Origin of the sequence: Rhodococcus sp. NPDC060090, from assembly GCF_042729855.1 — a bacterium.
Classification (GTDB): Bacteria; Actinomycetota; Actinomycetes; order Mycobacteriales; family Mycobacteriaceae; genus Rhodococcus.
The window spans coordinates 64,379-75,154 of sequence record NZ_JBHWXB010000022.1 but is presented as its reverse complement, the minus strand read 5'-3'; the positions used below and the strand labels follow the sequence as shown (position 1 = coordinate 75,154).

At 65.0% G+C, this 10,776-nt stretch carries 11 protein-coding genes; 3 read left to right on the top strand and 8 right to left on the bottom strand.

Annotated elements, in window-relative coordinates; genetic code table 11:
- Window positions 1–274: 274 nt before the first annotated feature.
- Complete coding sequence (locus tag ACFWCF_RS24055; RefSeq protein WP_378567031.1) at window positions 275–1,261, bottom strand: alpha/beta fold hydrolase; 987 nt, start codon at window positions 1,259–1,261, stop codon at window positions 275–277.
- 927 nt (window positions 1,262–2,188) lie between these two features.
- The gene (locus ACFWCF_RS24050) at window positions 2,189–2,614 is read right to left on the bottom strand and encodes an NUDIX domain-containing protein (RefSeq protein ID WP_378567028.1); all 426 of its coding nucleotides are present in this window, start codon (window positions 2,612–2,614) and stop codon (window positions 2,189–2,191) included.
- A 176-nt stretch (window positions 2,615–2,790) separates the two neighbouring features.
- Here ACFWCF_RS24050 and ACFWCF_RS24045 point away from each other — a divergent pair, with 176 nt between their 5' ends.
- From ACFWCF_RS24045 to ACFWCF_RS24035, 3 genes are all read left to right on the top strand, one after another.
- Window positions 2,791–3,114, top strand: coding sequence for a pyrimidine/purine nucleoside phosphorylase (locus tag ACFWCF_RS24045; RefSeq protein ID WP_378567025.1), 324 nt, complete (start codon window positions 2,791–2,793; stop codon window positions 3,112–3,114).
- Window positions 3,115–3,227: 113 nt separating this feature from the next.
- Window positions 3,228–3,839, top strand: a complete 612-nt coding sequence (locus ACFWCF_RS24040) for a DJ-1/PfpI family protein (RefSeq protein WP_378567022.1) — start codon at window positions 3,228–3,230, stop codon at window positions 3,837–3,839.
- Window positions 3,840–3,841: 2 nt separating this feature from the next.
- Window positions 3,842–4,297, top strand: a complete 456-nt coding sequence (locus ACFWCF_RS24035; RefSeq protein WP_378490145.1) for a MarR family winged helix-turn-helix transcriptional regulator — start codon at window positions 3,842–3,844, stop codon at window positions 4,295–4,297.
- A gap of 6 nt (window positions 4,298–4,303) precedes the next feature.
- Here ACFWCF_RS24035 and ACFWCF_RS24030 read toward each other — a convergent pair whose 3' ends face one another.
- The 6 genes from ACFWCF_RS24030 to trpB form a co-directional block, all read right to left on the bottom strand.
- A complete protein-coding gene (locus ACFWCF_RS24030) occupies window positions 4,304–5,188 on the bottom strand; it encodes an acyl-CoA thioesterase (protein WP_378567019.1) in 885 nt (294 codons plus the stop codon).
- Window positions 5,185–6,606 (bottom strand): pyruvate kinase, encoded by a 1,422-nt coding sequence (pyk, locus tag ACFWCF_RS24025; RefSeq protein ID WP_378567016.1) that lies wholly within the window; start codon window positions 6,604–6,606, stop codon window positions 5,185–5,187. The genes ACFWCF_RS24030 and pyk overlap by 4 nt, the downstream gene beginning before the upstream one ends.
- 76 nt (window positions 6,607–6,682) lie before the next feature.
- Window positions 6,683–7,564, bottom strand: coding sequence for an NINE protein (locus ACFWCF_RS24020; RefSeq protein WP_378567013.1), 882 nt, complete (start codon window positions 7,562–7,564; stop codon window positions 6,683–6,685).
- Entirely contained in the window at window positions 7,561–8,619 is a 1,059-nt protein-coding gene (gene lgt / locus ACFWCF_RS24015; protein WP_378567010.1) for a prolipoprotein diacylglyceryl transferase, read from the bottom strand. The genes ACFWCF_RS24020 and lgt overlap by 4 nt, the downstream gene beginning before the upstream one ends.
- Complete coding sequence (gene trpA / locus ACFWCF_RS24010) at window positions 8,616–9,419, bottom strand: tryptophan synthase subunit alpha (protein WP_378567007.1); 804 nt, start codon at window positions 9,417–9,419, stop codon at window positions 8,616–8,618. Before trpA ends, lgt begins: the two co-directional genes overlap by 4 nt.
- Entirely contained in the window at window positions 9,416–10,669 is a 1,254-nt protein-coding gene (gene trpB / locus ACFWCF_RS24005; protein ID WP_378567046.1) for a tryptophan synthase subunit beta, read from the bottom strand. Before trpB ends, trpA begins: the two co-directional genes overlap by 4 nt.
- Window positions 10,670–10,776: the final 107 nt, after the last annotated feature.

Below are 10,776 nucleotides of genomic sequence, written 5' to 3'. Positions count from 1 at the left end.
CCGGAATCAGTCTTCTTCCCTGCCATTGTTCAATGATCAAGTAGCACGGCATCAATCACGCGCAGCGACACACCCTATTACCGAAGCATCTTTAAGAGCATCATTGTTGCAACTGTTTCCAGAAGCTGGGCGCCTGAACTTCCCGACCACAGCAGCACCTTCGACGAATCCATGTCCATCATGTCTGGTCCTGATTCGAATAGAACCGGTCCATGGGGCGAGATCCTGCACGTAAAACCCGTTCAGCCTGACACTGCGCTACCCATTCAAAGCGTCAGGGCACCGGGACGTGATCGTCGAGGAACTTCTGTGTCATCTCGGCAATCGTGGACGCCTGCGCATGGAACAGATAATGGTGCCCATCCAGCACCGAGACCCTCTGGATGGACGGATTGCTGATCGCAGCGTCGTGCGAGGACTCCCATTCCGGGTCCGCCGTCAACGACGACGAGGCCAAGAAAGACATGGCCGGCATCGCCGGCGGGAATGTGGCCCCTTCGATAGCGCGCACGTTCTCGGCTTCGCGTGCAGTCTCCGTGAGCATGGTCGAGTTCAACACCCACGAGTACGCCCGCAGATACAGTTCTTGCTGCTCGGGGGTGTATTCGTCGGCGTCGCCGAGGCTTTCCCGGTAGTCGGCCGCCAGTCCCAGGTAATCGGTGCGTGTGTCCAGTGCGATCAGGTCACGGACACCGCCCAAAGCCGTGACGGTGGACATCCAGCCCGGCCACTCCGGGGTGCCCTCGGCAAGTTCGGTCGTGTAACGCTCATCGTCGAGACCCACCACGGCAGCGACCTCGTCGGGCAGATTCGTGGCCCACCACATCGCATACAGTCCTGAGATCGAATGGGGCATCAGGACATAGGGCCCATCCAATCCTAGAGTCGTGAGTGCAGAACGGATCTCGTTGACTATGCTCTCACTGGTTCGAGGTGCGTCGGTGCCTTCACTCAGGCCCAACCCGAAGTTCTCAATGGTGACCACTGTGTTCTGCTCAGCGAGGCGCTGCGCCAATGGGGCGAAGTCGAGAATCGGTTCGGGTGTGCCCAATCCAGGCATGAGAACAAGGGTTCGTGGACCGGAACCCTGGACCGCGACGCTCATCCGATGTCCGTCCACATCGACGTAGCGGTGCACGGGTCCGATGGCCTGTTCGATGGCCTGCTTGTCGCGGGGCGTCTGCCACCAGTGGAAGGCTGTCGACCCTGCGACGCCGACGACGACGATCGCAACCACCCCGAGGAAAATCCAGGTGAACACGCGAAGGAATCGGCGCCGCGGCTTCCGACCTTCCGAACCAGCCCCGCCGCTCGGGACGTCGCCGACCTGATCTCCCGGTTGAACGTCAATGGTCATCGGATCGAGCCCGAGGCGTCCGTCATGCGAACAACCTATCCAATGACATTGATCATGGACAGGATCATTCTCTCGCGCGTCGTAGACCACTTCACTCAGGTCCAGCGGCGACGATGCTCCAGTCCGATCAAGTATTCGTTCCATGGTGCGCCACAGAGGCTTCGCGACCTGCCGCTTTCAGGTGGAGTACCTATACCTGCACCCAGGGATGCGTCCAGTCGAATAATTCCCAGTCTGCTGGTACTTGCATAGCGTCCACACATGATCAGACCTCCGGCCTTGCAGGTACACACCGCGAACGATAACCGCGGCCACCGACGGCTCCCGGGAGCTGGGAAGAGAACAGGGTGTTGAACTGTACGGATGACAACACGTCCCAAGCGCGGCTTCGCGAACTGTGGGGAGGACCGCCCTGCATACTTTCCGAGTGTGCGGCAGATCAGCCTGCGGGTCATGCCGTTGACCTTCACGGCGAAAACGCAGACCACACGTAGAGCAACGTCACCACACCGGACCGTCATGGTTACGAAATCCTCGGCGTAATACCTTGTTCTACGCCGCGTTCCGGCACTTGACGCAGTCTGCATCCGGGACCGGTGTGACGGGGATACCGGTCCCCTGCAGTGCCTTCAGAAGCAACCGACGGCCGAGGCCGTGATCGAGTGGAAGATCCAGCGGCAGATTGATCCTCATAGATCACGCGGGCCCACTGCTGGCTCAGCTCGCGGTTTCTCGTTGCCGGACGCGAGCGCGGGCAGCGCACCGATCGCCATCGCCGCGCCGGGCTGGATCAGGTCGTACGGATCCTTCTGCGAGCATGATCACGTTTGCTCACCAGAAGGCAACGGTATCCAGCATCTCCGCGATGCCGGTCGGGTAGAACGGGCGGTTCGCCTCACCGATCGGAACCCATCGAATCGGGCTGCCTTCGTCGAGCACCCGCAACCGCGCACCCAGAGGAATCGCATCGATCTCAGCAGACTCGACCGCGAAGACGTGGACGATCTCGTGTCCCGGGTTGCCCTCGTACTCGAAGATGCTCTCGACCACTGCGAGTAGTTCGATAGCTCCGAGTGTGACGCCCAGTTCCTCAGTGAACTCCCGGCGCAGCGCAGCCTCGGCAGTCTCACCGAACTCGATGCCGCCACCGATCGCGCGGTGAAACACTTCGCCTGTCACCCGGTCCACACCATCGAGCACGAGAACGTGCCCCGAGCGGACGGGCAACCCTACCGAGAGGTTCCTGATCGATGACATGCAGTCCACAGTAAGTCTTCGCAACCACGCCATTGCCAGTGGAGTGTGGCGGTGGAAGACCCGCATCCCCACCTTGATTCGCCGCTCGTCGCCGCCAAGGTCGGGGCCATCCTCGATGGGCAGTGCGGCTGCCCCTCCGGGTAACAGCCCACATTCGCCTCGCTACGCTCTAGCACATGACTGAGCCGACTCCGACCTACACCAACGTCACGCTCGACCCGCGCGCCAACGTCTATTTCGACGGCGCGTGCGTGAGCCACACGTTCCATCTGGCCGACGGCACCCGCAAGACGGCCGGCGTGATCCTGCCCGCCACATTGAACTTCGGTACCGACGCTCCCGAAGTCATGGAACTGCACAGGGGCACCTGCCGAATCCGACTCGCAGGCAGCGAGGATTGGACCTCCTACCGCGCCGGCGACACCTTCTCCGCGCCCGGCAACTCCTCATTCGACATCGTCGTCACCGAAACCGTCAGCTACGTCTGCCACTACGGCTGACCACATGCCCTTCCGAACCTAGCGTTCCCGCCGAGCACGTCGCCCGGCGGAAACACTCCGTTCGAGCCACCAGCATCATTGACAACATGCTGTCTTATCGACAGAATACTGTCATGACTCGAACGGTTCACCTCGCCCTGTACAACACACTCGCCGACTGGGAATACGGATACGCCGTCGCGGGAATCAACAATCCCGAATTCCAGAAGAACCCCGGAAGCCTCGCCGTCGCCACGGTCGGCGCCACCCGCGATCCGATCACGACGAGAGGCGGGTTGCGGATCGTTCCGGACCTGACCCTCGACGAACTCCGGCCGCACGACAGCGCCATGCTGATCCTCCCGGGCAACGACATCTGGAACACCGACGCGTACATCCCGTTCACCAGCAAGGCCCGCGAGTTCCTCGACGCAGCCGTCCCGGTCGCTGCGATCTGCGGCGCCACCGGCGCCCTTGCCTCCGCCGGACTCCTCGACGACCGCACTCACACCAGCAACGCCGCCGAGTTCCTCGACGAAGTCGGCTACGCAGGCAGCGCCCTGTACCGCGACGAGCCCGCGGTGGCCGATCGGGGCCTGATCACTGCCTCCGGTATCGCACCCGTCCACTTCGCGCGCGCTATCTTCGACCAGCTCGACGTCTACGAGCCGGAGGTCCTCGACGCGTGGTTCGCGCTGTATGCAGACCGTGACCCCTCGGGCTTCTTCCGACTCATGGAGTCATAGCCATGGCCGACCGCCTCCGAACCGATCAGGAACTACTCAGCGGCGTCGCGATCACCTCGTTCCGCCTCAACGGCCAGTTCCTCGCACTGGCCGAAACCCTGACACGACCCGTCGGCCTGACCGCCGCGTGGTGGCAGGTGCTCGGAGCCGTGCTACGCGAGCCGCTCCCCGTCTCCGCGATAGCCCGCGAAATGGGGATCACCAGACAGAGTGTGCAGCGCATCGCGGATCTGCTCGTTGAACGCGGCATGGCCGAATACCGGCCGAACCCTGCGCACCGACGCGCCAAACTCGTGGCACCGACCCAGACCGGACACGACGCCGTGAGCGCGCTGGCTCCCGCACATGCTGCAGCTGCCGCGCGTCTTGTCGAAGTGATGGGCCGAGCGGAACTCGACGCGGCGCTCGACTCCATGCACAGACTCACGGCCGCCCTCGACACACTCACCGAGGACTGATCCTCGTCATCGGCGAGGAGGAAAATGCCGCACGAGCCCTTCCTGCACAACCGTCGCCACCAGTTCACCTTCGAGGGTGAAGTAGCGGCCTGTCGCCATTCCCCGCGATCCCGCGGCGACCGGGGATTCCGTGGCATACAAGTGCCATTCGTCGAATCGCAGTGGACGGTGGAACCAGATCGAATGGTTGACGGTGGCAGCGACGATGCGGTCCAGACCCCACGACAGACCGTGCGTCGTCAGGATCGAATCGAGCACCGTCGTGTCGGAGCCGTAGGCGAGTGTCGCGACATGCAACAACGGCTCGTCGGGGAGGCCGCCGTCGGAGCGCATCCACACCCGGTTGTGGTTCAAGCGCTCCCCGGTGCCTTTGAGCACCCACGCCGGATCGTTCGCGTAGCGCATGTCGATGGGCTTGAGTGCACCGACGAAGTGCGGTAGCTGCTCTTCGAACCCGCGCAGGCGGTCACCTATCGGTGGAAGTGCTTCCGGCATCGGCACTTCGGGAACCTCGACCGAATGCTCGAGGCCTTTGCCCCACCGTTGGAATGCCACGAGCATGACGCACAGCTCGCGACCATCCTGCACGGCGGTGACCATGCGGTTGGCGAAATCACGGCCGTCACGATGCGACGTGACATGGTACTCGATCGGCGCTTTGACGTCACCGCCTCGAATGAAATGGGCGTTGAGGGCATGCACCGGACGGTCCCCCACTGTGCGGCCGGCCGCGATCAACCCCTGGGAAACGAGCTGGCCCCCGAAGGTCCGGGATCCGGTCTGCGCCGGGTGCTGCCCCACGAAGACGTGCTCCTCGGTCTGCTCGAGATCGAGCAGACCGAGGAGCACGTCGAGATCACCTGAGCAACCTCGTGACTCGGAGTCGGTCACCGACTGTCCTTCTCCCCCAAGCGGTGCACGTGGATGAGGTTCGTCGAACCGGAGCGTCCCGGAGGGGCACCGGCGACGATGACGACGAGGTCGCCGCGCTGATACCGGCCGAGCGACAGCAACGCCAGGTCGACCTGTTCGACCATCTGGTCGGTGGTGTCCACCGGTTCGACGGAGAACGTCTCGGTACCCCAGGTCAGGGTGAGCTGGTTGCGGATATGTGGAACCGGGGTGAACGCGAGGAGCGGCAGGTGGGTGTGCAATCGAGCGAGTCGCCGGACGGTATCGCCGGACTGGGTGAACGCCACCAGCGCCTTCGCGTCGAGCCGCTCACCGATGTCGCGCGCCGCGTAGGAGATCACACCGCGCTTGGTCCGTGGCACGTGAGTCAGAGCCGGCACGTCGGTCGAGTCCGACTCGACAGCGCCGACGATCCGCGCCATGGTCTTGACCGTCTCGATCGGGAACTTACCCACCGAGGTCTCGCCGGACAGCATCACCGCGTCGGCTCCGTCGAGCACCGCGTTGGCCACATCCGATGCCTCGGCGCGGGTGGGCCGGGAATTCTCGATCATCGACTCGAGCATCTGTGTCGCGACGATGACGGGCTTGGCGTTCTCCCTGGCGATCTGGATTGCGCGCTTCTGCACCAGCGGCACCTCCTCGAGCGGAAGCTCCACACCGAGATCGCCGCGCGCCACCATCACCGCGTCGAAGGCCAGGACGACGGCCTCGAGGTTGTCGATCGCCTCCGGCTTCTCGAGCTTCGCGATGACCGGGAGACGACGTCCGACCCGGTCCATGATCTCGTGGACGAGTTCGATATCGGCAGGCGAGCGCACGAACGACAGTGCGATGAAGTCCACGCCGAGCTTCAAGGCGAACTCGAGGTCGGCGATGTCCTTCGCCGACAAGGCGGGGACGGACACGTTCATGCCGGGCAGAGACACACCCTTGTTGTTGCTGACCGGCCCGCCCTCGGTGACGCGGCACACCACGTCATTACCGTCGACGGATTCGACGACGAGACCGACCTTGCCGTCGTCGACGAGAAGTCGGTCGCCCGCGACGGCGTCCTCCGCAAGCTGCTTGTAGGTGGTCGACACCCGATCGTGCGTTCCCTCGACATCGTCGACGGTGATCCGCACGACTTCACCGTTTTCCCACACGGTGCGACCCTCGGCGAAACGGCCGAGCCGGATCTTGGGACCTTGCAGGTCGGCGAGGATTCCCACCGCGTTACCGGTGGCCTCGGCGGCCGCGCGTACCCGGTTGTAATGTCCCTCGTGGTCGGAGTGTTCTCCGTGGCTGAAGTTGAGTCGGGCCACGTTCATGCCTGCGTCGACGAGTTCTCGTAGAACGTCGGGATCGGCAGTTCCGGGGCCCATGGTGCAAACGATCTTGGTACGTCGGGTCACGGAACGAGCCTAGTCCCCTCGCCGCCGCGCCACCATTCCGGCACCGGCCGGTCGACGCGTACAGGATTCGGCGGCGTCACGGTTGCAGCGGACGACCGTGATTGTCGCGAACCTTGCCGGTGAGCATCAGGATGCCGTCGATCAACGGCCAGATTCCACCGATACCGCACGTCAGCCATGTGACGGCAATCTGAGCGATGGCGATGCCGGGCTGATCGAGGTAGAAGCGTCCGGCGCCGAAGGCGCCCAGCAGGATCTCGAGGATGCCCGCCGTGACCTTGGACTTGTCGGAATACGGCTCGCCCGTATAGGGGTCGCGGCCGTACGGCGCAGACGGGTCGACGTATCCGGCCGGGGGGCCATAGCCGGGCGGCGGGCCGTAGGCACCGTACGGCTGCTGTCCGCCGTAGGGATCGGGCGACACGCCGAACTCGTTCGGTGTCGGGTACCCCGGGGCACCACCGGTCGGGTACTGCGTACCGCCGGTCGGGTACTGCGGGTCGGGGGTGCCGTAGACCGGCCCCTGCGCGCCGTATTGCGGCGGTGTGTAGCCCTGCTGCGGGGCACTCGGATACGAGTGCGGCGCGCCGGCTCCGAACTCGGCGCTGCCGGGTGCCGGGTAGTCGGACTGCAGGTTCTCCGACGGCGGTGGGTAGCTCGGGGTGGTGCCCCACCCCGGCCCGTTGCCCACACCCGAGTAGGTGTCCCATCCCGGCCCCGGGGTGCCGACGGAGCCCCCCAACGACTCCGGGGTCGGCGACTGCTCGGACAGCGATGCCTGTGCGGTCGCGTCGTAGTCGAAGGTCCGGCCGAATTCGTGGGTGGTCTCGGACGTGTTCTCCGCGGACGATGACGGCGGTGTGGGATCGGTCTGCTTTCGCAGATCCGGCTTGTCGACGGGATCGCGCCCCTCCGGGGCGCCCCGCTTGTCCGAGTTACCGGGATCGGGTGTGGTCACTTCTTCTCCCCCTTGCTCGTGCCGGACGTACCGTTTCCGACCTTACCGGCGGAGTCGGACTCGTCCGGATCCGCCGCCTGGTCGCTCTCCTTCGGCTCCTTCTGCCCGCCGTCGGCATCTTTCGCGCCGGTCTTCGCCTCTGCGGTTGCCGCATCTTCTGCTGTAGCAACCTCGGCTTCCGCTGCACCGGGGTCGAGTGTCTCGGGTGCTTCCCTGCCCTTACGGGCGAAGATCACGTAGGCCACGGCGAGCACGAACACGATGCCCGAGGTGAAGCTGTTGATGCGGATACCCGCGATCTCGGTGGCGGTGTCGGCGCGCATGAGCTCGATCCAGAATCGGCCTGCACAGTAGCCGGCCACGTACAGCGCGAAGAGACGGCCGTGACCGATCGTGAACTTGCGATCGACGAGTACCAGCAGAATGACCACTGCCACGTTCCACAGCAGCTCGTACAGGAATGTCGGGTGGACGACGAACGCGACCACACCGGTCGACACTCCGTCGATCAGCCCCGGCGCACTCCGGCCCGCATCGTCGGCGCGCTCGTAGATCTCGAGACCCCACGGCACGGTGGTCTCGCGACCGTACAGTTCCTGGTTGAACCAGTTTCCGAGCCTGCCGATGGCCTGGGCGAGCAGAATCGCCGGCGCGAGGGCGTCACCGAATGCCGGCAACGGGATACCCCGTCGACGGCAGCCTATCCACGCACCGAGTGCACCGAAGGCCACGGCGCCCCAGATCCCGAGGCCGCCCTCCCAGATCTTCAGAGCATCCATCGGGTCGGCGCCGTCACCGAAGTACTTCTGCCAGTCGGTTGCGACGTGATAGAGGCGGCCACCGATGAGGCCGAACGGCACTGCCCACACGGCGATGTCGAGGACCGTTCCTGCTTGCCCGCCGCGGGCGACCCAGCGGCGATCGCCCCACCAGATTGCGACGATGATGCCGACGATGATGCAGAGTGCGTAGGCGCGGAGGGCAAACGGTCCCACGTACCAGACACCTTGCGGTGGGCTGGGTAGGTAGGCCAGGACTGCTGCGGTCGAAGTCACGACGCCACGGTAGCGGAGCGTGCGCCCTTCGCGAGATCCTGCGTCAGCGCGAGCAGGGCGTCACGGCCCTGAGCGACTGCGGTGACCAGCGCCGAACCGACGATGACACCGTCAGCGTAGCCTGCGATCTCCGCTGCCTGGGCGCCGTTGCGGACACCGAGACCGACACCGACCGGGATGTCCGAGTGCAGGCGCGCCCGGGCCACGAGTTCGGGTGCGCGGTTGTCGACGACGTCGCGTGCACCGGTCACGCCCATCGTGGAGGTGGCGTAGACGAATCCGCGGCACTGTTCGAGGGTGTTCACGAGACGCTCGTTGGTCGACGACGGCGAGACGAGGAAGGTGCGTCCGAGTCCGTACTTGTCGGAGGCTGCAATCCAGTCTGCGGCCTCGTCGGGGATCAGGTCCGGAGTGATGATGCCGAGTCCGCCGGCGGCCGCGAGGTCGCTGGCGAAGTTATCGACGCCGTACTTCATCACGAGGTTCCAGTAGGTCATGACGACGGCGGCACCACCGGCGGCGGTGATCGCCTCGACGGCGGTGAACACGTCGCGTACCCGCACGCCGTTCGCGATGGCCTCGAACGCCGCATCCTGGATCGTGGTGCCGTCCATGACAGGGTCACTGTAGGGAATCCCGACCTCGATGAGGTCGCAGCCGCCCTCGACGAGGGTCGTCATGGCCTCGAGGGACTTGTCGACCGTGGGGTATCCGACGGGCAGATATCCGACGAGTGCAGCACGCTTCTCGGCGCGGCAGGTCGCGAAGATCTCGGTGAGGCGTTCGTGCGGGGCACTCACTGCGCTGCTCCTTCGGTGCTGGTGTCGTTGTCGGCGGGGAGATACCCGAACCACTTGGCCGCGGTGTCGACGTCCTTGTCGCCGCGACCGGACAGGTTCACGAGAACGATCGCACCCGCACCGAGTTCGGGGCCGAGCTTCAGTGCACCTGCGACGGCGTGCGCCGACTCGATCGCGGGAATGATCCCCTCGGTGCGGCACAGCAGTCCGAACGCGTCCATCGCTTCGGTATCGGTGATCGCACGGTACTCGGCGCGACCGGTGTCGTTGAGCCACGAATGTTCGGGGCCGACTCCGGGATAGTCGAGGCCCGCCGAGATCGAGTGCGATTCGATGGTCTGGCCGTCCTCGTCCTGCAGCAGATACGAGTATGCGCCGTGCAGAGCCCCGTAAGTGCCACCGCCGATGGTCGCGGCATGTCGGCCGGTCTCGACCCCGTCGCCGCCTGCTTCGAAGCCGACGAGCTTGACCGACGCGTCGTCGATGAAGGGGTGGAAGATTCCGATCGCGTTGGAGCCGCCGCCGACGCATGCGACGACCGCGTCGGGGAGACGGCCCGTCAGTTCGCGGACCTGCGCGCGCGCCTCGAGGCCGATGATGCGCTGGAAATCGCGGACCATCGCGGGGAACGGGTGTGGTCCGGCAGCGGTGCCGAAGCAGTAGTAGGTGTTGTCCGCGTTGGTGACCCAGTCGCGCATCGCCTCGTTGATCGCATCCTTGAGGGTGCGCGAGCCGGTCTTCGCCGCAATGACCTCGGCGCCGAGCAGGCGCATGCGGGCGACGTTGAGCGCCTGACGTTCGGTGTCGACCTCACCCATGTACACGCGACATTCGAGCCCGAGCAGGGCGCATGCGGTGGCGGTGGCCACGCCGTGCTGCCCGGCACCGGTCTCGGCGATGACACGGGTCTTGCCCATTCGCTTGGCGAGCAACGCCTGACCCAGCACATTGTTGATCTTGTGCGAGCCGGTGTGGTTGAGGTCCTCACGCTTGAGCAGGATGCGAGCTCCCCCGGCGTGCTCACTCAGGCGGGTGGCTTCGTAGACGGGCGACGGGCGCCCGGTGTAATCACGCTGAAGCCTGTCGAGTTCGGCGAGGAACCCGGGATCGGTGCGCTCCTTCTCGAACGCCGCGGTGACCTCTTCGATGACCGCCATGAGAGCTTCGGGAACGTAGCGTCCGCCGAATACTCCGAAATGCCCTCGGGCATCGGGTTCATGCGCGGTCGAAGTCGAGACGGCTTCGCTCATGAGGGGAAGTCCGCGACCTTTGGCGGACAGTGCGGGATCGTCTGCAGTCACAGGTCCAGTCTGCCCCACCGGCGGCGTCAGTTCACCGCCGGGTTGCGCGGGTCCGT

Excerpts from the sequence above, each read along its gene's own strand:
- ACFWCF_RS24050 (WP_378567028.1), bottom strand. The coding sequence starts at position 2,614 with ATGTCATCGATCAGGAACCTCTCGGTAGGGTTGCCCGTCCGCTCGGGG.
- ACFWCF_RS24045 (WP_378567025.1), top strand. The coding sequence starts at position 2,791 with ATGACTGAGCCGACTCCGACCTACACCAACGTCACGCTCGACCCGCGC.
- ACFWCF_RS24040 (WP_378567022.1), top strand. The coding sequence starts at position 3,228 with ATGACTCGAACGGTTCACCTCGCCCTGTACAACACACTCGCCGACTGG.
- ACFWCF_RS24035 (WP_378490145.1), top strand. The coding sequence starts at position 3,842 with ATGGCCGACCGCCTCCGAACCGATCAGGAACTACTCAGCGGCGTCGCG.
- trpB (WP_378567046.1), bottom strand. The coding sequence starts at position 10,669 with ATGAGCGAAGCCGTCTCGACTTCGACCGCGCATGAACCCGATGCCCGA.